We start from the raw sequence: 23,443 nt of genomic DNA, 5'->3' as shown, positions 1-23,443 counted from the left end.
CGTCATCACTCAACACGTACAAATTCGATCCGCAGGCGGAGGTCTGGTTGCTTGCCCGCCGCGCCGCCAGGCACGCCATAAGTTCGTACCAGCCTTCCTGAAGCGTCGAGTGCACTTTCATCGGGCAAAGTGAACCACGGTGAATTTCCCTGGAAGATCTTATCGGGCCAAACCGCTTGCGCTAATCCGCCCTGTACCCGCACCCTCAACGCTTTGATGGGAGAGCCAAAATCGGCTTCATCAAAATTGGTGCGGATACGGTACCGCGCGCGCGCGAGCTCAGCGGGCGTGCCCTCCAGGACGAAACGCGTTGCATCGCTAGCGGTATAATTCCGCCCATTACAAAACATCCCGCGATATTTTTTGCCCGTGCCAGGTGAAAAGACCACCCGGCTCTTGGTAGATGGATAGTTCACGTCCAGCCGCATTTGACCTTGTAATTGAATGCGGTCGCTGTTGCCTTCGAGCGATCCTGCGCGATGACAGTTGACGCTCAGTGCACGGATGGTCCAACGCTGGGTCGGAATGATCTCGGGCAACAACGACCGATCGCTCACCTGCCGCCCCGCACGGCGCAAATAGTTATCGATCGTTGCCGCAAGCTGGCGCCGTCCTTGATTGTAAATCATTGGCTGACCGGGGAAGTTCATCGGATTAAGCAGCTCAGCAAGCGGGCGCATATCCATTAGAATAGGATAGGGAGTGTCTCCGGCGGAAAAGCCGTTTTGATCCCAACTGCCATTGCCGCCAACCGCATCGAAAAATGCCGTTCCGTATTGTGTTTCGCGTTTAAAACCCTTGCTGTTTTGCGAAGAGCTGCTGGAGTTGGCTTCGGCTTGCACAATCAAAAGATTGGCACCGCCATTTTTGCTCTCACTTGACGTTTCAGCCATAACTTCTCGGTAACCTTCTTCAGTGGTCGTATGGCGCATTTGCCCGGATGAACCAAAGGTCGTGGCATAGGGGTAATGGGTGCCGTAGCTATCAATAATCCGACTAAAATCGCCGCTTTCGGTAGCGGAGATTACGGCATCGCGGAAAAAGCCATCCAGTTTCGATTGCGCGTGATCACGGATCAGAGCGAATTTTCTGAAGCGCGAAAACCCGACCGCTTGCGAGACAGAATTGCTCTCCTCAATCGACGAGAACTCACTGTTCGCAAAATTTGCGCCAAATCCGACCGAAGCTTCAAGATTGACACTAAGTGTCTGCGTCGGATCCGAGGCTGTTCCGCTAACACCGGCTTTAACGGATATGCCAAAACTGGACGCATAGGCGCTCTGGATCTCGGATGCGCTGCTGACGATTGAGGAAAAATAGATTGCCTCTTGATCGCCGTGCAAATCAAGCGCCATGTCAATCGGCACAATCTTGCGATCTTTAGCGTAATAATCGGTGGATGTCTTTTTTTCGAAGACGAACCGCTTGTTGTTCTCTCCAAAACGATTGGGGTTCTGCTTGGTCACATCAAACCCTTGAGCGACCACATCCAAGTCTTGGATGTTGTCGCCGCGATTGAACGCGTCCTGCATTGGCGGCTGCGCCGCGCGCTCAGCTGCTGACAGCGCCGGCCTGGGCCGAATAAACTGCGTATTGCCAATCGTGAGTACGGCCGCGCCATTGCTTGCGAGCCGCACGGATAGATCACGCCCCAGACCTCGCATGGCTTGAAACGCCGTGTATCGTTTAACCGGCCCGCGCTGGTTCAAAGATTGTTTCAAGCTTATACCATCTTTGGAAGAGAAGGTGATTTTGCCGTCACTCCCAAAAGGTTGGGTAGCGATTAATTGGCGCTGCAGATTGGTCGTTTTTTCGATCACCAAATAGCGAGGCTTGGTGTAAACACTGTGAGCCATCGGGCTCTGGTCTGAGTTACCAGTGATGTCGCCCCAGCCAGCGGCGCGAAACTCTGTATCAAAAGTAGGCCGCGCGCCCAGCTCAACCCAAAGACCGTCGATCCGAGACCAGCATTCATCAACGGGATCGCTTGTCGGCGCGCCCGTTTGTTCTTCTGCCCCAACCTGCGCAAAGACGCGGCCAGTCCCGCCTGAATTTGCTCCCCGGGCGTTCTCGATCCGGTTGCGCGGATTGGCCCGGGCATTACCAAATGCTGGCGGCTGCTCGTCATTTTCACACCCTTTGAACAGATCACCGCGTTCCCCAATCGTGGGCTGCAAAAGCAGGCCTCCACCCCTGACCGGGTTCGTCATGAGATCAGCGAACGAGCCGGGTTCGGGCGGGTTTTGTCCGCTCGCGCCGCTGGGCAATGCCAGTGACCCCAGTGCCAGCGCGCCTGCGGCGCCCCCTTTAAGAATGCGTGTTTTCAAAATAACCTCCCTGCCGCGGAAGAAACCATTCCCCCGCATGTCGTGTGCGCTGCGGCCATTGCCAACGGTCAAACGATATTCTTTTGGAATATGTCGGACCGTTCGCTTTTCCCGTTAGTTTTTACGAAACAAAAATCCGAATATGCGACTGATCAAACCAGGCTTTTTTTGAGCGGCAGCCGCAATCTGTTCTCGGTTCGGGATCGTCCGCACATTATTATATCGCGCAAAACCAATGACCGGTTTGCCACGCGTCTTTTGGCGCGCGTCCATATTCGCCTTCTTCAAAGCAGATTTGAGCGGCGGGCGTTTGACGGCAACACGCGGTATACCGCGCGGGTAAAGTTCCTTGTTGAGCGCCCGCGCTTTATTGTTTGCCCGCTTTTGCGAATCTGCAGCCTTGGCCGCCCGATTCTGAGCTCTCACGCGTGCCTGGACGCTCAGCCGCGTGCTGGATTGCTTGTTGATATATTTCCCATTTTTGCCCGGTTTAATGTTCTTTGTGGCCGGTCGGTTTTGAGTTTTCGCGGCGGTTATTGCGGGTGCAGTTAGGGAAATGGTCAAAGCTAGCCCTATCAATTTGAGTGTTTTCCTTTTTAACATCCTGATTTCCCTTTTTGTTAGATTCCTGAGAGTTTCGGCACTAGTTGTCGGCATATGACTGCAATAGAAATCCTTGGTTCTGGAAGTCACTTGTGCCGACAAGCCATTTCAGATCGGGATGATCTTGCCCCTCTTGCGGTGCAATGGGTGCCATCATAAAATCCAGAACATGGTCAGCATCTACGGGGATATCCCATATGCGAAGGCCAGCAATCGCACCGACAAACACATCATTCTCACCATCTGCTGATCCGATCCAAAACCCTTTTGAAGGGCGCTTTTTGAAAGTCAGCGGAAGCTCGCTGATCAGCACGCCGTCGACGAACACCAGCGTGGTATCGCCGTAATCCGTAATGTTGACATGATGGAGTTTGCCGTCGGTGAAATCGAACGGAACCATTTCAAACTGATCGCCAGACATGACGCCCAAGCCGTCTTTTTCCCGCGCAATGGCGACCAAATACAGCGCACCTTCTTCGCCAGCATTAGAAAGGATCACCGGATCATAGCCCGGATCGCCTTTCCAGTCGGGCTGCACCCAAAACTCGATCGTCGCGCCGCCTTCCAGGGCCATGCGATCATCGGCCGGGAATTGCAGCGTTACGGTGCCGTCAAGTTCCAACAGGTCGGGCACATAGCTTTGTGCTGCCAGGGGAGCCGACAAAGCAAACATGACGACACCAATGGCTCGTATTACGGCGCTTCTAAACATTCGCAATTCTCCCTGAATGATCGGAACTCTCAAGCTCCACTCTTCAATAATTTCAGGAAGATAGTGTCACAGCACCGGTGCAGTGAATATGGGGTCTACACCCCATTTATCGGGCTATTTGCTTGCCGGCACATGAATAAATGCGACAGAACCGGAGCCTTTGCGGGAATGAAACGCGAATTTCAGACGATGTGTTTCACAGATTTCCTTCACGATCGTAAAGCCCAATCCGGTTCCGGACGAAGCCTCGCCCTTATTATGTTTGGTCATCCGTTGTTTGATTTCTTGTTCGTCCAATCCAGCACCGGTATCCCAAATTTCTATGCGGACATAATCACCGCGCAGTCGAGCGCTCAGCAAAAGCGCACCATCATCGGTATGTTTTACTGCATTGGAAACAAGATTGCTGACCGCCCGCATCAGCGCCACCGGATCGGTTTGGACATTGGCATTGATAGGCCGATATCGAAATTCGACATTCTTGCTTTGCGCTTCATCAGCAAATATCTCACGCACGTTATCCAGCACCACCCGTATCGGAAACAGCTCGGACGCTTGTGGAGTTGAAAGCTCTTTTTTCCCTGATTCATCTTCTGCCAGTTGTCCGACAGCCAGGGTTTCCAGATAATCAAACGCCGCATTCATCTGCTCCGTGACCTGTTCATTCTTGCCGCGGATACGTCCCAGAGCATATCGCAGGGAAACCAGCGGTTGCCTGATATCATGACTGACCGAAGAAAGCTGGTCACGGCGCTTTTCTGAAAGGTCCCGTGCATCATGATATTCTTTTTGTGTTTTTATCAGGGTTTCGCTCAACGCGAGCTTTTCTTCAGATACACGAAGTTCTGCCTGAAGGGCCAAATCGCGATCCTTGCGGAGTGCGAGCATCCTAAGCATCATCGCAATGGCAAAGGCCAGACAGTCGGAGAACAGGATGAAATGACCAAAATCGAGGGTGCTGTCCAAATCGAATTTTCCGGGCAGAAGATGGGCTGTTGTGGCATAGGCGATCGAACTGACGATCAGTATCGCCCCGACAAGATAGGGTATGGCGCCCACCCGCTTCCCTCTTAGCGCGATAATCCCCGCAGAAACCTGCACCAATTTTGCCATTGGTATCATCGAATAGGCCGGCACCACATACCATTGATACCCAATAAGGGGGATCGGCAGTATCGCGAGAATGATGAAGAGGATTATGATCGCCAACAGCAACTTGTCGAATGCCGGTTTCAGTGTTTTGAAATCAAACAGCTGCCGTGCGAACAACAGGCCAGTCGCGGGCATCAGCAGCATGGCAGTCAGGTTCATCGGATCGTTCAACCAAGGATGATCGGGCCACAGATATTGGAAGTTGTAACCATCAGCATTGGCGATGTAGAACAGTCCTGCGGACACATATAGGCTGAATGATGTACTGAGTTTCCAGCCCGTCACCGGTGTCAACAATAGGGCAAATAATATCATGGCGATCAAAGCGCCATTCAAAATCCAGTCTATCCGTTCCTCACGTGAATGGACAAGGAACACTCCATCTGCTTTGGCGACCGCAATTGGCAGATAAGTCGTCGACGTCGAACGATAGCTGACCAGAAACTCGACGGTTTCGTCAGGCTGAATTTCGAAGTCAAACTCAAGAAAACGGTTCGGAATTTTGCGTTCTGTAAAAGCAATTTTTTCGTCATGCCGAAGCACTGATTGAGCAGGCTGACCATTTCGGACGAGATATAATTCGAGCTCCTTGAAATATTGCCGCTTCAAGTCGAGCCGCCATGTGCCGCGCTTATCGTAAGGGTTTTGGACTGAAAACCGCATCCAGACACGGCCATTGGTCAAACCGAAGTCGGCATAGTTCGATGTTACCGGTACAAACCGGGCCGGACTATTTTGAAGCTCTGCAACATCCAGTTCTATATCTTGATCAATGAAATATTCTAGATGACCGATGACCCGCTGATAATAATCGGGTTGCTCCTGTAATTGGATCGGTCCCGACTGCGCTTGCACAGCAGCGCTCAGATTGAAGATGCATAAAAACGCCAGCCAGCTGAATAGCTTCCACATGCGGAAATTTTGATCAGTGAGCTGATCCGGTGGCCAGTTTTTATATTTCACGAAAATATGATGTTTCACCAAGAGATAATGCGGTTTGGCAGAAAAATGTCTATGGGGTCTACTACCCATTTTCGCTAATTGGGAGCTTGGCAAGCCAGGCTCTATAGCTGTTTGTGACCCTCGAGAAAGCCTTCCCGCAAAGCAAATGCCAAAAGTTCGGCAACCGAATTTACGCCCAGCTTCGCCATCAAACTTCCGCGATGTTTCTCGACCGTCTTGATGCTGATGCTCAGGCGATCAGCAATCGCCGCATTGGCGTGACCGGTACCAACCAGAGACAGGACTTCGCGCTCGCGCGCGGTCAGCGAGACAGGCTCGACCGCGTCTTTCAAAATTGCCATTACCGATTTTGCGACAAACTTGTGCCCTGCCAGTACAGCTTCAAACCCGCGCCGGATGTCATCTGGGTCGCAACTTTTCAGGAACAATCCATCCACGCCAACATCCAGCCATTCGGCCAATAGATTGGAAGATGTAAAGCCCGTCAACACAGCGACCCGGGTCTTGGGAGTCCATCGGCGCGTTTCAGCGAAAACCTCTATACCTTTTGCAAAAGGCATGGCCGCATCCAGAACCAGCATATCCGGCCGGTACTTTCTGACCGCCGCAATCGCTTCCAGCCCGTTTTCGGCCTCTGCGGTAATTTCGATGTTGGAAATCTCCGACAAGATTTGCCGCGTGGCTTGTCGTACAATCGCATGATCATCAGCAATCACGACAGTCCGCTTTTGATCAGAGCTTTGTGATGTCCCCATGTTGCTACTCAATCCCCCGAAACGCGGCATAACATTTTTGCGTTGCCAATCAAACGGCATATGATGGCGTTCCATGGTCCGGTCTGGGTTTCGGTCGATCCATGAGACTGTCCGCGTTTGCCGATATCCGCTTTATCCCGAATGCGCAGACGAAACGCGCCAAAATTTTGACCGTTGTCTAGCCCGCAACCCAGGAGCCCCCGACGCACGCTACAGATTTCAGTGCCAGCCAGTCTGGAGCGGTCGCTTCTGTAATCCCGCCGGTTGGACAAAATAAACATTGCCCGAATGGACCGCCGAGCGATTTCAATGCCGGAATTCCGCCACTCGCCATTGCGGGAAAAACTTGAAATGCGTCAGACCCAGATCAAGACCGCGCATGATGTCGCTAGCGTTAGCTATACCGGGCAGAAAGGGAATATTCCGTTCAATCGCGGCCCGGGCCAATGACTCTGTGCAACCAGGCGATACAATAAATTCGGCGCCTTCTGAAATCGCTGCGCCGAGCATTGTTGTGTTGAGAACCGTGCCAGCACCGACAATCGCACCATCAACTTGTTTCATCGCGCGAATGGCGTCCAGCGCGCAATCCGTGCGCATGATCCTTTCGATCGGCTTCATATGGTCGATCCTATTCCATATTCCTTGATGAAGGCCGCAGCCGCTCCATATAAACCTGGCTCTTCGTGGATCAGTTGTTTCACAGATATTTGTTCCATCATTGACTGAAACCGCCCCTTCGCGATGAAACGTTCGCGAAATCCGGAAGTCAGGAGAGCAGAACCAATCCGCTGCCCCAGTCCACCCGCCATGATGACTTGCTTTGATCCTTGGGCGAGCGCAAGGTTACCGGCTACGGAACCAAGGCACAGACAGAAACGGTCAAAAGCGGCGGCGGCTAAACTGTCTTCACCCGAGACCGCCAGCGTCCACAATGCATGGTCTTCCAAATCTTTGGCGGACTGCCCCTCGACTTCTGCAAGCAGATTGTAGATCACCCTTATCCCGGGGCCAGATGTCACGCGTTCGGCAGACACGCGGCGATGCTGTTCACGTAGTATTTTTAGCAGCGCATCTTCAAATTCATCATGCGGCGCAAAATCAATATGGCCGCCCTCGGTCTCTGTAACAAAATACTCGCCGCCTTTACGCAACACATTGACCACGCCAAGACCTGTGCCGGGGCCCAATACGGTGATCGAGCCATCTTCGGTCAATTCGGTTTCTGGTCCGCAAATATGGTCAAATTGGTCATTTTCCATATGCACGACAGCATGACCCACTGCGCCAAAATCATTGACCAGACTGAACCGGTCCAACCCCAATTTTTCAGATACCAGCGCGGGTCGGAACATCCAGCTGCTGTTCGTAAAATAGAGCACATCGCCGCCTACCGGCCCAGCGACAGCCAAAGAGGCTTCGCGCGGCAATTCCCGGCCAATTTGATTGGCATAGGCTTCCCATGCGATTTGCAGACTGGCATGGTCAGCGCTGCGCATTTTCACTTGGTGGTCGAGACGGACAATATGTCCGCTATCAATCGCCGCTATCGCAAATCGCGCATGGGTTCCGCCGATATCGGCTACAACTATCTCTTGCATGGTGAGAGCCCTGCCTCGGCAAGCATTGCTGATCCGCCTTTTTCAGCTGGGTCGGAATGATGGCGCAGCATCGCAAAAAGTTCGCGACCAGTGCCAAAAGTGCGCGGCGGCGCGGCGGCCTGTTCTCGGGCGCTCCAAATGGCTTCATCGACCAATGCCGTCAGTTCGCCAGTTTCAGTGCAGACACAGACCATGTCTCCATCCTGAAGCTTGCCCAATGGCCCCCCGTGATAGGCTTCGGGTGATATGTGAATGGCAGATGGTATCTTTCCGCTGGCGCCTGACATCCGGCCATCTGTTCCGCTCCTCGGTCTTATCATTGGCACCATAACCGAAATTTTTTGGATATGTAACATCTATCAAAACATAAGGGTCCTCACCTCTTCTTCGGAAAAGTCGTGTTTGCAATTTGGGCATCGCCGCGCCGCCATGTTCATTGGCTCCAAACATTTAGGACATGGAATCTGCATTCCCTCATTGAGGGCTTTTGTCATTTTACTTTCGGCCATCTGTTATCTCCAACTAAATACATACTATAGTTGATAAACAACTGTGCCGAGACAAGCCAATGGTTTCTGCCATGGATATGCGGAAACTTGTTGGCGACAATGTCTGCCGGATCCGAAAGGAAAAGGGGCTAACTCAGGAAAAGCTCAGTGAGCTTTCAGGTTTGTCTCAGCAATATATCAGTGATCTTGAACGCGGTAAGCGTAATCCAACCATTGTTACGATTTATGAACTTGCAATGGCTCTAAAAGTTGAACACCTGGAATTGGTGTCGCCTTGAGAGGTGATGTCCGCATTATCCCGAAAGCGGACACTAAGATTTAGTTATCTCAATCATTGGAGGGTCATCCGTAATAACGCTCACCACATCGTTCATCGAGACCAACAGATAGTGCTTTGCCGGAAACGGAAGCTCATCGAAGGGACTCTGAGCGTTAGCCCATTCCAATAACTCACTGTTCGACGATTCATATAAACCGCATGTTAGATGTCCGACATCAAGCCAAGTTTTGTGCAAATCTGCTTCATCAAAGCAAGTAAAACCGAACCTGTCTTTGAAGAACATACTGAGTTCACTTTTGGTCTGCTCATCGCTTATGAGCACGGTTAGCCCGTCATAGTCATCGATAATCTTGATAATATCAAAATCGTTCACGGGTTTCTCAAAAGAGATTTGTTCAAACACGTCAGCGCACTCCACTAATGTGCGATGCTTATCAAATAGCAGCCCATCGAACGCAATACGTTAGTGTCCGCTTTTGCGCCCAAAGCAGACATTAGAGATCAAAATATTTGTGGTCCTGTAGCAATCAGCGGTTTCCATATTTTGTCATAGCCTGCAGCTTGTGAAGCATTGGGAAAACTTGCCACTTCCAAGCTGGACTCAAATGCTTCAACAATTTCTTTGCCGATGTCTTTTGATAATGTTCGACCTTCCAAGGACCAGATAGTCGAATTGGCTGAAGCCGAACTTGGCGAGAAACTTACCCAAACCCACCTCTCATCCCAAAAGTGCAGTTGAACCCTGACTTGCTCGCTGACATTGGGAACGAGAATCTCAACTTTTTCGTGCTGAATTTCACCATCCCTCTCCATAACTCGATCACAAGAGATATCTCGGCATTTATATTTCAATGCTTTGGACCGCTTTTTAAAGCTCGATACAACGTCGATTAAGAAATCGGACTGTGTATTGGGCCAAATCAAAACCATATGGTTTCTAATCAAAGATTTGCTTCCGTATCAACAGAATACATTGTTACCGTACGCCCCAATCATTCACCTGCCTCCAATATCGAACGTCCGCTTTTGCGCCCAAAGCGGACACTAGAGTTCAACGCTTTCTGCAAGGGCTAGCGCATCTTCAACTTCAACTCCGAGATATTTGACGGTGCTATCGATCTTTGAATGACCAAGAAGTAGTTGAACGGCCCTCAGGTTCCCAGTCTTTCGATAGATTAAGGTTGCTTTTGTTCGCCTTAATGAATGAGTGGCGTAAGCTGATCGCGAAAGATTTATTGATCCAAACCAGCTCGCTGCAATTCTAGAATATTGTCGTGTCGAAAGATGGTGTGATCTATCCATGCGAGATGGAAACAACCAATCATATGGAGACAAATTGGATTGAGCACACCAAGCTTTGAGGGCGTTCCGTGTTTGTTTGGTAATTTCAAACTGAACAGCGTTTCGGGTTTTGCGTTGAATGATCTTGGCTCGGCTTTGGAACTCATCTCCAGTGCGGACATCGCTCACTTTCAAACTGACAAGATCACATCCTCGAAGTTTGCTATCAATCGCTAGGTTGAACAGAGCCAGATCGCGTTTTCGATCTGCCAGTTCCAACCGAACCCTGATGGCCCAGACCTCTTGTTGTTTCAGCGGGGCTTTTTGTCCGATCAGTTTTCCCTTGTTCCATGGATATAGCTTTAGAATGTCGCATGTTTGATTTTGCATTGTGATCTCCTCATTGAGAAGGTCAAAGCCTGCAGAACGCTAATAATTGGTTTTTTGGACTGGTTTTCTAGCGTCCGCTATGGGCGCAGAAGCGGACATTAGCTTGTTTTCGGCGGGTTACAGAACGATAGATATTTTGGTACACCAATATGCATGTTCCAAAAGATAAAGCGCGCTCTGGCCCATTCATCCGCAGTTGTTGCATTTCGCGATTCCATGCGGGAGAGCGACCTTGTTTCTGCACGAATGCATTACTTAAAATTTCAAGAGAGCGAAATCCCGCGTCATATCGCAATGGGCGCTAGGCTTCACCTGGAGGAACGCGATTTCGACAAGGCCAAGATATTATTGAAACAGGCACTTGAAGCCGCTGCACAGAAAAAGGCGAAACATAACAGATACATATGTGAGTATTGCGAATACTATCTTAGTCGGATGAACGGAGATGAGAATGCCGCAGACTATAGACTTAATGCTCTCGCTATGAAGCCTTCCTCTTCACTCTTTGACGCGTTGCCTTTGTTCAGACGCGAAAAATTTGAAGATCGAAACATGGTGGAAGCGAAGCGCCTAGCCGAAAAGATTAAGCCGTAAATCCAATGTCCGCTTTCGGGATGAAGCAGTCATGTCCGCTTTGGGCGCAAAGACTGACGCTGGGATTGTACCAAAACGGCACATAGGTTGCTGTAATGGAAGTCCAATTGCGCGGGATACCGATATCTGTTAACGCTTCGTTAGGGTTTGCACAATTTTTTCCGATTGATTGTCTACTGGCTGGCAATCGGAAACGGGGGAAAATCATGAAAAAACTTCTAATTGCTTCAACGGCGCTGTCATTGGCGTTTGTTGCTACACCAGCGTCTGCAGCTACCTTGTTCGCATTGGATAATGGTAGCGATACTCTAGTCTCGATTGATACGACAACGAATGTGTTTACTGACATCGGCGCATTAGGCACCAATGCGAATTTCGGCGACTTGGCTTATGGTAATGATACTCTCTTTATGCTTGGCGGAAGAGGCAATGAAAATCTTTATACCGTCAACACGTCCACCGGAGCGGCGACGCTAGTTGGGAATCATGGAATCAGTGACCTGTTTGGGCTCGCATTCGATGCATCAACAGGGAAATTGCACGCCTCCCAGTTCATGAATGGAGGTGGTTTTTATGAGATCGATAGTAGCACGGGAGCCGCAACTCTGCTTGGGAACCTCGACCAACGGATCGGCGGAATGACTTATCGAGGAGATACTAATCAGTTAGTTGGAACCAACGATGGAGGTGGAAACTTTTTTGGACTTGATCCAACGAACGGTAACCAAACTCCGTTAGGCGGAGACGGTGGCTTTAACAACAGTGACTTGGCATTTGATGGAGATCTAGGCGTTTACTGGCTGTTAGATGTTAGTGGCAATTTTTATCAATATAATGCGGACACTCTATCCCGAACGTTGATATCGAACACGGGCCGCCAGTTTGATGGATTGGCTTATACCGGATCAATTGGATCTATGGGCGCAGTCCCTGAGCCAGCAACATGGTCAATGATGATTTTTGGCTTTGGTTTGGTCGGCGGCGCAATGCGCCGGCGTAAGGTCAATTTAAAAGTGAGCTACGTTTAACCGCGACAGACATTGTCCGATAAAGACCCCCTCAGGAGATAATTCGGAGGGGGTTTTTGGCTGTCAGCGAACGTCCGCTTTCGGGATATTGCGGACCCAGCGCCCGACCCTTCAACATAAGATAAATTATCAACCGTTCGTCACAGTCGGCTTTGCGCCTCAGTATCGGACATTTCGGAGGAGTTGGTCAAATCGCGAAAGCAGACATTACGAGCAGACACCAAAACCAACCAAACGAAACTCGGTTCCTTTGCCGGGGTTGCTGTTTGCCTCAAAAGTTAAATCAGCTTGCTCCGCCATGGTCTTGACAATGTGCAGGCCCAGACCTTCTCCGTTGCCTTCGGTCTGATTGCGCTCATATGGATTCATAACACGTGCCAATTCCTTTTTGGTCAGACCGTTGCCATTATCGCGAACTTCGATTGACACAATACCGTCGCGCTCGGCACAAATGACTTCAACCTCGCCCTGATGGGCATATTTTATAGCATTGGATATCAGGTTGGATAACATACGGATTAGTCCGACCGCGTTGGCTTTTACGGTGACATTTGTGGGGATGAAGATCAGAGCAAGTCCGTTTCGCTTGGCTTCAGCTCCAAACATCCGTTCGAGATTGTCGAACACTACCTGTACCGGCACTACATCGCCTGGCGCTGCATGTTCATCGCTACCATCTTCGTCAGGGCGTGCGCTCTTCAATGTATCGCCAAGCACGGCATTGAGATAATCCAGCCCCGATGCCAGTTTTTGCTTGAGATCCGGGCTTGATGTCTCCGCCTGTTCGAGCGCGAGTTGCAGGCTGGTAAGCGGCTGACGAAGATCATGACTGGCCATCGCCAATCGCTCTCGATGCTTTTCGGCCAAGACTTTTGCGCGGTCTCGGTCCTTCTCCGCCTCTAACTGCGCACGCGCGGCAGTCAGGCTTTCTTGCGCAGCGGCAAGCTCGCTTTTCAAGGCGTCATCGCGTTGATCACGCAGCGCAAATGTCTGACGAAGCATCGCCGCTGCAAACACCGAGGCATCGAGCAATTGCAACGCCTTTACGTTGCGTACCACTTCAAAGTCATAGCTGATCTCTGACAGAAATTTGTTCGCTATACTGTATGACAGATAGCTAATGAAAATCGCGACACCCAGGATGAAAAAACCGGAACCTTCAATCCTAGACTTAAAGGCAAAAATTGCTGCACCCACACTAATGGCGACAAAGGTCCATGCGACAATATTAAAAAGAAGTTGGTAAATTTCCGTTCCATTCAAAAATGGGTAAACCGCAGCGGTGGCAACTACTAACCCAATGAAAGTTCTTGGGAGGATAAGAAAGCGGGGATGGCGTCGTTTGATATCCAAAAAAGAAACTATGAAGAGTTGGTAGGATATCACCATCAACACTTGCCAAAGTAACCGCGTCAATGCGTGAAAATTGGGATCACCGGCATAGAAGAATTGGTTGAAGTAGCCGTCTTGCTGGAAATTCAAAGAGATTGAAGCAAATAGGAACACAAGGTAAAACCTTGCAGGTTTAGAATCCAGCAGAAGAGCCAGAAGCAATAGGAACACCAAAAGGGTAAGGCCAACCCCATAAAAGGCTATGTTGACAATGGTATTCTTGACACGATGCGCGGTTAGGTCAGCTTCTTCCCGCAGGTAAATTGGCGTGGTTCCAGCATTCTTCCCATCCTGAAATTGCACCCAAAGCCTGATCTCTTCTTTCGGGGCGAGCGGCACTGGAATCGAAGCCAAAATAAGCTCAGGCCGGATGCGGTCTTCGATCTGTTGAGCAGGCAATTGGGCGTCCAAGATCAGTTCGATTTCGTCGCTTTGCTCAAGATAGATGACATAACCTTTGTTAGTGAAATGCTCGGTGTCCAAGACACGGCTTATCGGCTTGTTGGTGGTATTATCGATCCTCAAATAGCCCCAATCACCGTCAGCCGTTGTCTCTGGCATGATCTGATTGGGGATCGAAATGTTGATCGCCTTTTGTTCTGCCTGTCTTCTTACAGCGACGTCATTAAAGTTAAAATTTCTGTCCGCTACAATCACCATATGCTCCACAATGTTCACATCATTATTGGTGGCAGTTAGTTCGAGTGTTTGAGCCGTCGCTGGCGTCACCCCAAGCAGAAAAGACAAGACAAGGCAGATCAATCTGCATATAGTTTTGAGGCTATTGGGGGAAGTGTATTTGACATTACCAATGGGCCAGCGCCGTGCGGTTATCGCAGACGACCATGCGGTCGTTCGGAATGGTCTGCGCGCTATCCTTGAAGAAATTGACGATGTCGAAATCGTCGGCGAAGCTGAAAATGGCCTGGAAGCCATTTCGCTTTCCAAGGAACTGCAACCCACTTTGCTCACCCTTGATGCCGGTATGCCGCTTGCCAAGGGAATGGAAGTTTTTGTTGAAGTGCGCCGATGGAGCCCTGAAACGCACATCATTGTCATTACCGGCTTCAATGCAAAAGGGCATCTTGCCGATTGGATTGCAGCGGAGGTGGACGGTCTGCTTTTGAAATCGACCACGCCGGGTGAAATGCGTAAGGGTTTTCAGGTGGTGCTGGGTGGCGGCTCTTATGTTGCACAGGAGGTGTTGGCCATTTTGGGAGAACACTCCGAAATGCCGCCACTGACCGCAAGGGAACGTCAAGTTTTGCATTTGATTGCCGATGGATGCAACAACGCCGAAATAGCGGAACGATTGAGTGTAAGCGCCAAAACGGTTGATAATCATCGCACACGTTTGATGGCAAAGCTGGATGTCCACTCGGTTGCGCAGCTTATTGCCTATGCGCTGAAAGAAGGACTGCTGGATCAAACGCGCCAATTGTGATCCTTGTGCAAAAGTGGTCATCACCGCCTCAGCACATACATCGAAAAATGCTACATCCCGGATGTTAGATTGCTTTGTGTCGCTGCCCCTCATTCCTCGAGGTCTATCAGAATTTTCTCTTTTTCTGAATGAGGAAAATCCCTCATTCTCTAGTGCCTGGTTCCGTCCCAGCGGACAGAAAATGATTCTCCAAATTGCAATATAGGGGATCGACCTCATGACAGCATGGAACGACGTCCTTTACTTCCAGTGACAAGGCAAGACGCAATCTGCCTAAATTTGGAGAAAGGAAATATGATGGCCCAATCAGTAAATACATCCCGTCGCGGAGCGATGAAACTCGCCGCTGCCCTTGCGATAGCACTTCCCATGACCGGTGCTTCTTTCATTACATTGGCCCCTGAAGCCCATGCACAGGTTACCAAAAAACGTATCGATGGCATCTATCAAGCAACGAACAACGGATCTCTCATCAATGAATTTAAGATGGACATATTTGGTGGGCTCGAGGTTTTCCCGATTCGCCGCGGCAAAAAAGGTAAAGTTGTTATCTACGAAAAAGTAAAAGACGGCGTGTGGCGAGAAGCAGGTCTTTTCAAGAAGAACCGTGCAACCTACACGTTTACGAATTCCGGTGCGATGGTCTGGAAAAGAGGCGCGACCAAAATAACTCTAGTGCGAACGGGTCAAATCGCTGGCGATACAGACAAATATAATCTTGAAGGCGAATTTCGGTTCGCAAACAATCGCAGAAACATCAACAAGTTTCGAATGACCGATGGCAACACAGCTACGGTCACACCCATCCGGAAGGGAAAGACTGGGAAAGCCGTCACTTATGAACGGATTAGCGATAGTGAGTTCAAAGATACTCGAGGCAGCGGTGTCTATACTGTTTTACCCAATGGCAATTTGCTTTGGGAAAGCCGGGACAACCGTAACATCCGGATCAACCTCACTAAAAAATGACACAAACATCGCTGGTGCACCCTCAAGAAATCTAGCGGTGCACCAGCATTTTGCGCGATCATCATCGTTTTGACCCAATTTTCGAAAGATAAACCTATGCAAAGCTCTGTTTCATCAATCTTCCACACTCGCAGAGTTCATATTACAAATTGGGCGGTTTCATTCTTGTTCATTTTCGTAGCAATAGGTGCATTGACGGTTCCGGTTTCCGTCGGTCCACTGTCTTCGGGGGCCTATGCACAAAGCTGCGGTGGTGAAGGTCAGAAGGCTTGTTTCCCGACAAAATGTAATGGCCGTTTGGTATTGGATTTCATCAAAGGTGTTTGCATCCGCAAGGACAACGACATCGTCAATACGATCAAAGATGGGGCGTCAGAAACCGGACAGGCGATCAAGCAGGCTTTGAAGAGACCGAATACATGCGGTGGACTTGGTCAAAAGCCTTGCCCTCCTCCTCACATACCTTCCTGCAATGGCCGACTGGTTCAACATTTCATCAAAAATCAATGTATTCAAAATGACGCTGATATTGTGAATCTGGCAAAAAATACCGTAAAAGAGAGTGGAAATTTGCTGGGTATAGTCATTCGATCCATGACAAAATGCAGTCTGGATATAATGATGCGGAACCGGCAACGGGTTGATCAATCAGTACTTGCGCAGCGGATGATGTCCAGCAGCTGTATGCGGACCATCTTAAACGAAGCAAAACGGGCCGGATATCAAACCGTGACTTTTGGTGCCAGTGTCGGCGGTGCATTTGGTGTCGGATTTGAAGGCGAAAATGGTTTCGCATTCGATGTGAATGGCAAACAGTCTGTCGCTACATATCACACTCTTGGGGTCAAGTTTATTGCTCTGGGCGCAGGGTCTGCCGTTACCGTTGGAATGTACAAGAAAAACAACCATGCATTTGGCGGAGATGCCCATGGCGCGACGGTTGCATTTGCTGCGATAGGAGGCAGCGGCGCATCGGCCTATTTCAATTATGATAGCGGTGAGGTTGAAGGTGTTTCTGCTTTTTTGACTGGTGGTGCGCGTGCGGAGCTATCCTATGTTCGAAATACTACAAAGGTGCTGCCTACCCGCATTGCGGCGTCATCGCCACCTGCTTACGTTCGGCCGGTTGTCGAAGAAGAGACATATCCTGATTACTATCCTGAACCAGATTACTATCCCGAACCGGGCTATGTAGCCCCGAAGCCCACAACTGCAGAATTGGCACAAGGGGCTGCGAACAATATTGCAGCGGCTATTACCGAAGCAATTATTGCAAGACGGGAGATCAAGAGAGCCCAAAAAGCGCGAGATGCTCAACGCACTACGTTAAAATTGTGCAATCGAACGGGTTCCAAAAAAATTGCGATCGGATTTGCCTATTGGAAAGAAGCCGCCATAGGCGGAGAGGCCGGTTGGTTTTCACAGGGGCGTTATTTTGCCAAGCGGAAAAAATGTGCGAACCTGTTTTTGCCAGATGGACCGGATGGAAAAGGCTTGGAATATTCTGTCCGTGTTTGGGCATTTGATCCGAAAACCGGCAAAAACTGGACCGGTAACAGCACACCAATGTGTACAGATAAAGAGAGGGCTTATGCGTTCCGCAATGCCGATACACTACCTTGCATGGGCGGCACGTTGCGCGTGTTCCATTCAATATCAATGGAAGCTGGCCGTGGCGAGAATGTCTACAATTTCACAGATTGACCAACGATTGGTCGCGAAAAAAATGACGGCTTTCAATCACTAGCGGGACGTCGGCTTCTCCTGCCAATCAACGCAAAGCTGACCTTCCGTTAACGGCCCAATAGCCGACGCTAACGACTGTTCATCAATTCAATTGCATCTAGTTGAACATTGATCTCGTCAACCAGCGAACTCAGTTCAATGACCAAGCCGCTGACATCGGGGTTACCGAGGTTAGCGGCTTGCCCCTTAACTGCGATTTCATTGGCATCTTCAAGTCTTGCCGTGATCAAGGCAAATAGACCGGTTCGCACTTTGATCGGGTTAATTTCGTCGTCATCAGCCATGCCCTTACCCATGCTCGACTTAGCATGGAAGTCCACATGCAGCTTTTGCAAATATGAAGATAAACCACTGGACTTGGGTGTGTGTTCGAGCATTGCTGTTGGCATCGCAAACATCATTTGCGCCAAGCCGCCCGCCATTTAGGCGATCTGCGGCTCGGGTCAGTGGAAGCGCTGGAAGGTTCAGCGCCAAGCTGGAGAAAAACATGTCCACCAAAACAAAACCTCAAACAAAGTCCGCAAAAGTCATCACGCTGCTGTCGTGAGCGAAAGGCGCTACTCTCGATGAGATATGCAAAGCAACAAACTGGCAGCAACATAGCGTTCGCGCATTTCTAACCGGCCTGCGCAAGAAGAGCTATGTGCTGACACGTGAACAGCGCGGTGAAAATGGGACGGCCTATCGCATCACACAAAACCCAAGCGATCATGACGCCAAAGCCTCAGCATGACCACGCTAGACAACCGATTGGCTGAACTAACCGCCATGCCCCCTGTCCAGTTGCGGTCTGCCTGGCGTGATACGTTCAAGTCGCCTGCGCCCGATATCGGACCAGACCTGCTTCGGCGCGGGATCGCCAACCGGTGGCAGGAACGCGTCCATGGCAGCCTGACAGGTGCTACCAAACGAGAGATCGAGCGGCTTCGCAAACGCGTCGAACAAACCGGCAAAGCTGGACACATGCATGCAATCTCTCTCAAGACTGGAACAAGACTTGTCAGGTCATGGAAGGGTAAAAGCTATCATGTGCTAGTCTGTGATGATGGCTTTGAATTTGAAGGCAAGCATTTTGCCAGCCTCAGCCACATTGCTCGCGAAATAACAGGTGCGCATTGGTCTGGCCCTCGGTTCTTCGGACTAAAGAAGCAGAGCGGTTATAAGCCAAAGGCTCTTACCAATGGCTGAGCGCATCAAACGCAAGCGCTGCGCGATCTACACCCGCAAATCGACAGAAGAGGGTTTGGAACAGGATTTTAACAGTCTGGATGCACAGCGCGAAGCTTGTGCCGCCTATATCCTCAGCCAGGCCAGCGAGGGCTGGGAAGCAGTTTCTGAACTGTATGACGATGGGGGATGGTCTGGCGGGAATATGGAACGCCCTGCTCTCAAACAGCTGCTGAACGATGTCACAGCCGGCAAGGTCGATATCATTGTCGTCTACAAGGTTGATCGCTTGACCCGAGCCCTCGCTGATTTTGCAAAGATCGTTGAGATACTGGATGAGAATGAAGCTTCATTCGTCAGTGTCACCCAATCGTTCAACACCACCACGAGCATGGGACGTCTCACCCTGAATGTCCTGCTTTCCTTTGCCCAGTTTGAGCGAGAGGTCACCGGAGAGCGTATCCGGGACAAGGTTGCGGCATCCAAGAAGAAAGGTATGTGGATGGGCGGCGGTGTTCCTTACGGCTATGACATCGAAGATCGCCAGCTTGCGATCAACAGGACTGAATCTGAAACGGTGTGACTTGTTTTTGAAAGATATGCTTTACTCAAATCGGTACCAATGTTGGTTGACGAACTCGCTGCGAAAGATATCCGGACCAGAACCCGCGTATATAAATCCGGAAGGATCGCTGGTGGCATCCACTTCAAAACAGGGACTTTAACCCATCTGCTCCAAAATCCAGTCTATGTTGGAAAAGTCCGGCATAAGGAAAAAGTCTATGATGGAGCGCATCAGTCGATCATCTCGGATGAGCTGTTTGAGCACGTTCAATCGACTTTCCGTGAGAACCGGCGCGACAATGCACTTGGCAAGAAGAGCCGCAACCCCAGTCTGCTGACCGGCATCATAACCGATCCGGATGGCAAGCCGATGACGCCGACGCATGCGATGAAGGGCTCGAAACGCTATCGATATTATGTCACGCGAACATCGCCTGGAGATCAATCGGACAAGTGGCGAATGCCTGCCGGTGAGATAGAACGACTGGTGATTGATAAAGTTGCCAGACAACTGGTGACGTGCGGCGGCTTGGGAACCGATGATGCTCGAGAAATGGAAGTTCGGATAGATCTGGGTCGCCAAACCTCAATCGATCTGCCTGCAATGTCTATCAGTGAACAAAGGAGGTTGTTGCTCGACTATAAAACTCGTGTGGCAGTAAACAGCGGAACAATCGAAATCGAATTTGCGCCTCCTAGCCAGAATCAACCACTCCAGCTTTCAATCGAAGCTAAACTGGTTAGCCGAGGATCAGAGGTGAGGTTAGCAGTTCCGCCGGACGATGGGTCCATCAAGCGTGATCCCGATCCTGTGTTGCTCAGACTGATCGCTCATGCTTTTGCAGCGCAGGATCTTCTGGTTCGAGGAATAAACTCTCCGATGGTCAATCACTACAAGCAGCGGCATTTGCAGCAGCTAGTTAGACTAAGCTTCATGGCTCCCGATATTATCTCTGCAATAGTTGATGGAACTCAGCCACCTGATCTCACCGGACGCAAGATCATGCGTATCAACAAAATCCCACTAGACTGGGCCGGACAGCGTAAGATGTTCGGGTTCGCTCCAGCTTAAAAACTCCCCAATTCCACAAGTGCATCTGGACTCCAATATTTGGGCCATCGAGACAGTTGGCCATTTTGCCCTCATATCGCGGCTGACAAATGGTCTCTGGCGACAATGTCTGTCGATCATTGTCCATTAACTAACTGAATAATAGGGATAAAATACGCACAATATCTGCTGTGCGCGAGACTTTGAAAAATAAGGAAAAAAGTGGTGCCCGAGGGCGGATTCGAACCACCGACACAGCGATTTTCAGTCGCTTGCTCTACCAACTGAGCTACTCGGGCAACCGGGTCCGCGCATCGTGCGGCACCCAAATTGAAGCGCCGCTATAGGCGGGGCTTGCGGGGCTTGTCCAGCCTAAAATGGCGGAAAAATCCTGCGCGTTCAGGACTCTCCGTCGCGGCCCGAATCTCCGGCAAAATGATCGGCCAGTTGATCCGGTGAAACCGGCGGTCCCGGGACCTTATAGCCCTCTCCCAGCCATTGCAGCAGATCCCGGTCCTTGCAGCCGGCGCTGCAAAATGGCGCGTGGTCGGCCGACTTGGGCTTGCGGCATACCGGGCAATGAGAGGCTTTGCTGCGGGCCAAGGCTTATCCCTATCCGAGTACGTTCGGGAAAATGGCCGACACGAAAATCAGCGTCACACCAACTGGAGCGAGCCACGCGATGAGGAAGCGCCAGAGGCCGAATAACGGGCCTTCCAGGCCGGTCTCTGCCGCCACCAGTTTCTTGTCGGCCCGCCAGCCGATGAACACCGCGGTCAGGAATGCTGCAACCGGCAGCAATATTTTGGAAACGACATCATCAATCGTATCGAAAATATTCTTTTCCTCGAAAAGCGGCCAGAAACCCAAGGGTCGGACGTCGCTCCAGACATTGAGCGACAGCGCACAGGCCACGCCGATCAGGAAGATCAGCCCGCCAATGAACCAGGCCGTGGCCGCGCGGCCCCAGTCAAACCGGCGCATGGCCCAGGCGACGACCCCTTCGAGCAGGGAGATCGAGCTGGTCAGCGCGGCGAAAAATATTAGAACGAAAAAGAGCAAGCCAACCAGGGAACCCGCCGGCATCGTGTGAAAGGCAATCGGCAGGGACTGGAACACCAGGGTCGGCCCGGCAGCGGCATCCAGACCAACCGAAAAGACGATCGGGAAAATCATCAGGCCGGCGAGAATCGCGACGCCGGTATCGGCAAAGGCGATCGTGCCCGCGGTTGGTGCAAGCTTGGTTTCCCGCGACACATAGCCGCCATAGGTGATCAGGGCGGCCGATCCGACACTCATCGAAAACAGGGCCTGTCCGAGCGCATCATTCATGACCGCCGGAGTCAGTTTGCTGAAATCAGGGGTGAACAGAAACGCCACCGCTTTGGCAAATTCACCGGTAAAGGCGCCATAAATGGTAATCAGGACCAGCAAGGCGAAGAAGGTTGGCATCAAATAGGTCGCCGCTTTCTCGATGCCGTCGGTCACCCCGCGAGCGACGATCCAGATTGTCATGATCATGAACAAGGTGTGCATGCCGAGCAGCATCGGGATATTGGCGAATAATGCGGTCATGCGGCCCGGAATAGTGTCCGGGCTTTCGGTGGCGAGTGCACCGGCAAAGGGATTGCCGGAAAACAGGGCGCCGGAAAAATCACCGATCATGACACCGACATAATAAAGCACCCAGCCCGCCACGACGCTGTAGAAGGTCAGGATCAGAAAGGCGTTGAGTATGCCAATACCTCCGAAAATGCCCCAATTTTTGCTGACATCGGAATCTTCGGCGACTTTGACGACGCTGTGATAGGCATCGCTGCGGCCATGCCGGCCAATCAGAATTTCGGAGAGCACCATCGGCAAGCCGATCAGCAGGATACAGCCAATATAGACCAGCACAAACGCACCGCCGCCATTTTCGCCCGCCAAAGTTGGAAAACGCCAGATATTGCCGAGACCGACCGCAGCGCCAACCGCGGCGAGTATGAACGCGGTTCGCGAGGACCAGCCTTCTCCATTCGGTGCTGCACCTGCCATAGACTCTACTCCCCAATTTCAATGCGCCGGCTGTCCGGCATCGTTACCGCTGTTACTAGCCGCGCATGAGCATCGGGCCAAGCGGTTTTCCGGCAAAAATATGCACATGCAGATGCGGCACTTCCTGATGGCCGTCCTTGCCGATATTGGCGAGCAGGCGATAGCCGGGCTCAACCATCCCGGCGGCGCGGGCAACATGGCCGACCGCGCGCACGAATCCGGCAATTTCGGCATCGCTGGCGGAAGCGGAAAAATCGTCCCAGCTGACATATCGGCCTCTCGGAATCACCAAAATATGATGCGGCGCCTGGGGATTAATATCGTGAAAGGCAAGCGCATGGTCGTCTTCGTAAACCGTCTTGCTTGGAATCTCACCGCGGAGGATCTTGGCGAAAATATTGTCGTCGTCATAAGCCTGGGTTGCATCAATCGCCATGGTTCAGTCCTTTCTCGCGGCCTTTTCAGCCAGTCCTGACAGCCCCTCGCGCCGGCCCAGTTCCGCCAGGACATCGTCGATCGACAAATCCATGTCGGCGAGCAGCACCATCAGGTGGAAGAGCAGATCGGCGGCCTCACCGGTCATGCCAGCAGCGTCATCGGAGACCGCGGCAATCACGGCCTCAATCGCCTCTTCGCCCAGCTTCTCGGCCATTTTGGCCCGGCCTTTGGACCGCAGGCTGGCGACATAGCTTTCGCTCGGGTCCGCCGCGCGCCGGTCATGGATCACGGTTTCCAGGTTGCGCAATAAATCTGTCATGGGCCGGGGTTTGCGCGAGCAAGGGGACAGGCGTCAAGCCTTAGTCGCGGGCGCGGCGCAAATAACCGCAACCGCTATCCGCAAATGAAAGGGTCGCCTATCCCCCGATGACGACCCTTTC

Annotated in this window: 25 protein-coding genes, 1 tRNA gene and 2 pseudogenes; 10 read left to right on the top strand and 18 right to left on the bottom strand. The window is 51.2% G+C overall.

The features are described from left to right. Positions 1-5 precede the first annotated feature (5 nt). From ACZ1GS_RS03860 to ACZ1GS_RS03825, 8 genes and pseudogenes are all read right to left on the bottom strand, one after another. Complete coding sequence (locus tag ACZ1GS_RS03860) at positions 6-2,399, bottom strand: MAC/perforin domain-containing protein (RefSeq protein ID WP_472697172.1); 2,394 nt, start codon at positions 2,397-2,399, stop codon at positions 6-8. A 42-nt stretch (positions 2,400-2,441) separates the two neighbouring features. Beyond that, entirely contained in the window at positions 2,442-2,891 is a 450-nt protein-coding gene (locus tag ACZ1GS_RS03855; RefSeq protein WP_472697171.1) for a hypothetical protein, read from the bottom strand. 79 nt (positions 2,892-2,970) lie between these two features. After that, positions 2,971-3,675: a LamG domain-containing protein gene (locus ACZ1GS_RS03850; protein ID WP_472697170.1), complete on the bottom strand. Its 705-nt coding sequence runs from the start codon at positions 3,673-3,675 to the stop codon at positions 2,971-2,973. 81 nt (positions 3,676-3,756) lie between these two features. Beyond that, the gene (locus tag ACZ1GS_RS03845; protein ID WP_472697169.1) at positions 3,757-5,757 is read right to left on the bottom strand and encodes a sensor histidine kinase; all 2,001 of its coding nucleotides are present in this window, start codon (positions 5,755-5,757) and stop codon (positions 3,757-3,759) included. A 101-nt stretch (positions 5,758-5,858) separates the two neighbouring features. Then, positions 5,859-6,473, bottom strand: a complete 615-nt coding sequence (locus ACZ1GS_RS03840; RefSeq protein WP_472697168.1) for a response regulator — start codon at positions 6,471-6,473, stop codon at positions 5,859-5,861. Positions 6,474-6,690: 217 nt separating this feature from the next. Next, positions 6,691-7,076, bottom strand: a pseudogene (locus ACZ1GS_RS03835) (beta/alpha barrel domain-containing protein). Positions 7,077-7,129: 53 nt separating this feature from the next. Continuing rightward, complete coding sequence (glk, locus tag ACZ1GS_RS03830; RefSeq protein WP_472697167.1) at positions 7,130-8,113, bottom strand: glucokinase; 984 nt, start codon at positions 8,111-8,113, stop codon at positions 7,130-7,132. After that, positions 8,101-8,412, bottom strand: a pseudogene (locus tag ACZ1GS_RS03825) (phosphogluconate dehydratase); the annotation flags it as partial. The gene glk and the pseudogene ACZ1GS_RS03825, both read right to left, overlap by 13 nt. Positions 8,413-8,693: 281 nt before the next feature. On the opposite strand from ACZ1GS_RS03825, the gene ACZ1GS_RS03820 reads away from it, so the two are divergent. Next, on the top strand, positions 8,694-8,900 hold the full coding sequence (locus tag ACZ1GS_RS03820; protein ID WP_472697166.1) for a helix-turn-helix domain-containing protein: 207 nt from the start codon (positions 8,694-8,696) through the stop codon (positions 8,898-8,900). Positions 8,901-8,933: 33 nt separating this feature from the next. On the opposite strand, the gene ACZ1GS_RS03815 is transcribed toward ACZ1GS_RS03820, so the two are convergent. The 3 genes from ACZ1GS_RS03815 to ACZ1GS_RS03805 form a co-directional block, all read right to left on the bottom strand. Next, positions 8,934-9,305, bottom strand: coding sequence for a hypothetical protein (locus tag ACZ1GS_RS03815; protein ID WP_472697165.1), 372 nt, complete (start codon positions 9,303-9,305; stop codon positions 8,934-8,936). A gap of 98 nt (positions 9,306-9,403) precedes the next feature. Beyond that, on the bottom strand, positions 9,404-9,832 hold the full coding sequence (locus ACZ1GS_RS03810; RefSeq protein ID WP_472697164.1) for a hypothetical protein: 429 nt from the start codon (positions 9,830-9,832) through the stop codon (positions 9,404-9,406). Positions 9,833-9,946: 114 nt separating this feature from the next. Further along, entirely contained in the window at positions 9,947-10,573 is a 627-nt protein-coding gene (locus ACZ1GS_RS03805) for a tyrosine-type recombinase/integrase (RefSeq protein WP_472697163.1), read from the bottom strand. 153 nt (positions 10,574-10,726) lie between these two features. Here ACZ1GS_RS03805 and ACZ1GS_RS03800 point away from each other — a divergent pair, with 153 nt between their 5' ends. Together ACZ1GS_RS03800 and ACZ1GS_RS03795 are read left to right on the top strand one after the other, a co-directional pair. Beyond that, on the top strand, positions 10,727-11,167 hold the full coding sequence (locus ACZ1GS_RS03800; RefSeq protein WP_472695288.1) for a hypothetical protein: 441 nt from the start codon (positions 10,727-10,729) through the stop codon (positions 11,165-11,167). Positions 11,168-11,373: 206 nt separating this feature from the next. Beyond that, a complete protein-coding gene (locus ACZ1GS_RS03795) occupies positions 11,374-12,195 on the top strand; it encodes a PEPxxWA-CTERM sorting domain-containing protein (protein ID WP_472697162.1) in 822 nt (273 codons plus the stop codon). Between the two features lie 207 nt (positions 12,196-12,402). Here the strand turns inward: ACZ1GS_RS03795 and ACZ1GS_RS03790 are convergent, their stop codons facing one another. After that, positions 12,403-14,334, bottom strand: coding sequence for a sensor histidine kinase (locus tag ACZ1GS_RS03790; protein WP_472697161.1), 1,932 nt, complete (start codon positions 14,332-14,334; stop codon positions 12,403-12,405). A gap of 52 nt (positions 14,335-14,386) precedes the next feature. Between ACZ1GS_RS03790 and ACZ1GS_RS03785 the strand changes: the two genes are divergently transcribed. From ACZ1GS_RS03785 to ACZ1GS_RS03775, 3 genes are all read left to right on the top strand, one after another. Beyond that, on the top strand, positions 14,387-15,031 hold the full coding sequence (locus tag ACZ1GS_RS03785) for a LuxR C-terminal-related transcriptional regulator (protein ID WP_472697160.1): 645 nt from the start codon (positions 14,387-14,389) through the stop codon (positions 15,029-15,031). A 294-nt stretch (positions 15,032-15,325) separates the two neighbouring features. Beyond that, positions 15,326-16,000: a hypothetical protein gene (locus ACZ1GS_RS03780; protein WP_472697159.1), complete on the top strand. Its 675-nt coding sequence runs from the start codon at positions 15,326-15,328 to the stop codon at positions 15,998-16,000. Between the two features lie 69 nt (positions 16,001-16,069). Continuing rightward, entirely contained in the window at positions 16,070-17,704 is a 1,635-nt protein-coding gene (locus ACZ1GS_RS03775; RefSeq protein ID WP_472697158.1) for a hypothetical protein, read from the top strand. A 110-nt stretch (positions 17,705-17,814) separates the two neighbouring features. On the opposite strand, the gene ACZ1GS_RS03770 is transcribed toward ACZ1GS_RS03775, so the two are convergent. After that, positions 17,815-18,168 carry a hypothetical protein gene (locus tag ACZ1GS_RS03770; RefSeq protein WP_472697156.1) on the bottom strand — a complete coding sequence of 118 codons (354 nt, stop codon included), beginning with the start codon at positions 18,166-18,168 and terminating at the stop codon, positions 17,815-17,817. Positions 18,169-18,317: 149 nt separating this feature from the next. Here ACZ1GS_RS03770 and ACZ1GS_RS03765 point away from each other — a divergent pair, with 149 nt between their 5' ends. From ACZ1GS_RS03765 to ACZ1GS_RS03750, 4 genes are read left to right on the top strand one after another with little or no spacing between them, the layout of a single operon-like run. Beyond that, positions 18,318-18,479: a DUF3489 domain-containing protein gene (locus ACZ1GS_RS03765; RefSeq protein ID WP_472698059.1), complete on the top strand. Its 162-nt coding sequence runs from the start codon at positions 18,318-18,320 to the stop codon at positions 18,477-18,479. Further along, positions 18,476-18,934 (top strand): DUF2924 domain-containing protein, encoded by a 459-nt coding sequence (locus ACZ1GS_RS03760; RefSeq protein ID WP_472697155.1) that lies wholly within the window; start codon positions 18,476-18,478, stop codon positions 18,932-18,934. The genes ACZ1GS_RS03765 and ACZ1GS_RS03760 overlap by 4 nt, the downstream gene beginning before the upstream one ends. Further along, positions 18,927-19,496 carry a recombinase family protein gene (locus tag ACZ1GS_RS03755; protein ID WP_472697154.1) on the top strand — a complete coding sequence of 190 codons (570 nt, stop codon included), beginning with the start codon at positions 18,927-18,929 and terminating at the stop codon, positions 19,494-19,496. Before ACZ1GS_RS03760 ends, ACZ1GS_RS03755 begins: the two co-directional genes overlap by 8 nt. Before the next feature lie 39 nt (positions 19,497-19,535). Further along, on the top strand, positions 19,536-20,549 hold the full coding sequence (locus ACZ1GS_RS03750; RefSeq protein ID WP_472697153.1) for a recombinase family protein: 1,014 nt from the start codon (positions 19,536-19,538) through the stop codon (positions 20,547-20,549). 202 nt (positions 20,550-20,751) lie between these two features. Here the strand turns inward: ACZ1GS_RS03750 and ACZ1GS_RS03745 are convergent. From ACZ1GS_RS03745 to ACZ1GS_RS03725, 5 genes are all read right to left on the bottom strand, one after another. Further along, positions 20,752-20,827, bottom strand: a tRNA-Phe gene (locus ACZ1GS_RS03745). Positions 20,828-20,927: 100 nt separating this feature from the next. Then, positions 20,928-21,131, bottom strand: a complete 204-nt coding sequence (locus ACZ1GS_RS03740; protein ID WP_472697152.1) for a DNA gyrase inhibitor YacG — start codon at positions 21,129-21,131, stop codon at positions 20,928-20,930. A 9-nt stretch (positions 21,132-21,140) separates the two neighbouring features. Continuing rightward, positions 21,141-22,565, bottom strand: a complete 1,425-nt coding sequence (locus ACZ1GS_RS03735; RefSeq protein WP_472697151.1) for a sodium-dependent transporter — start codon at positions 22,563-22,565, stop codon at positions 21,141-21,143. 55 nt (positions 22,566-22,620) lie between these two features. Beyond that, positions 22,621-23,001 carry a histidine triad nucleotide-binding protein gene (locus ACZ1GS_RS03730; protein ID WP_472697150.1) on the bottom strand — a complete coding sequence of 127 codons (381 nt, stop codon included), beginning with the start codon at positions 22,999-23,001 and terminating at the stop codon, positions 22,621-22,623. Between the two features lie 3 nt (positions 23,002-23,004). Continuing rightward, positions 23,005-23,322 (bottom strand): phosphoribosyl-ATP diphosphatase, encoded by a 318-nt coding sequence (locus ACZ1GS_RS03725; RefSeq protein ID WP_472697149.1) that lies wholly within the window; start codon positions 23,320-23,322, stop codon positions 23,005-23,007. Between the last annotated feature and the right edge of the window lie 121 nt (positions 23,323-23,443).

Source organism: Parasphingorhabdus sp. W113, assembly GCF_055693205.1.
Note: the sequence above shows the minus strand (reverse complement) of the source record. Positions and strands in the feature narration are given on the sequence as shown.

Excerpts from the sequence above, each read along its gene's own strand:
- ACZ1GS_RS03780 (WP_472697159.1), top strand. The coding sequence starts at position 15,326 with ATGATGGCCCAATCAGTAAATACATCCCGTCGCGGAGCGATGAAACTC.
- ACZ1GS_RS03725 (WP_472697149.1), bottom strand. The coding sequence starts at position 23,322 with ATGACAGATTTATTGCGCAACCTGGAAACCGTGATCCATGACCGGCGC.
- ACZ1GS_RS03735 (WP_472697151.1), bottom strand. The coding sequence starts at position 22,565 with ATGGCAGGTGCAGCACCGAATGGAGAAGGCTGGTCCTCGCGAACCGCG.
- ACZ1GS_RS03800 (WP_472695288.1), top strand. The coding sequence starts at position 10,727 with ATGTTCCAAAAGATAAAGCGCGCTCTGGCCCATTCATCCGCAGTTGTT.
- ACZ1GS_RS03755 (WP_472697154.1), top strand. The coding sequence starts at position 18,927 with ATGGCTGAGCGCATCAAACGCAAGCGCTGCGCGATCTACACCCGCAAA.
- ACZ1GS_RS03770 (WP_472697156.1), bottom strand. The coding sequence starts at position 18,168 with ATGGCGGGCGGCTTGGCGCAAATGATGTTTGCGATGCCAACAGCAATG.
- ACZ1GS_RS03795 (WP_472697162.1), top strand. The coding sequence starts at position 11,374 with ATGAAAAAACTTCTAATTGCTTCAACGGCGCTGTCATTGGCGTTTGTT.
- glk (WP_472697167.1), bottom strand. The coding sequence starts at position 8,113 with ATGCAAGAGATAGTTGTAGCCGATATCGGCGGAACCCATGCGCGATTT.
- ACZ1GS_RS03820 (WP_472697166.1), top strand. The coding sequence starts at position 8,694 with ATGGATATGCGGAAACTTGTTGGCGACAATGTCTGCCGGATCCGAAAG.
- ACZ1GS_RS03760 (WP_472697155.1), top strand. The coding sequence starts at position 18,476 with ATGACCACGCTAGACAACCGATTGGCTGAACTAACCGCCATGCCCCCT.
- ACZ1GS_RS03810 (WP_472697164.1), bottom strand. The coding sequence starts at position 9,832 with ATGGTTTTGATTTGGCCCAATACACAGTCCGATTTCTTAATCGACGTT.
- ACZ1GS_RS03730 (WP_472697150.1), bottom strand. The coding sequence starts at position 23,001 with ATGGCGATTGATGCAACCCAGGCTTATGACGACGACAATATTTTCGCC.
- ACZ1GS_RS03750 (WP_472697153.1), top strand. The coding sequence starts at position 19,536 with ATGTTGGTTGACGAACTCGCTGCGAAAGATATCCGGACCAGAACCCGC.
- ACZ1GS_RS03805 (WP_472697163.1), bottom strand. The coding sequence starts at position 10,573 with ATGCAAAATCAAACATGCGACATTCTAAAGCTATATCCATGGAACAAG.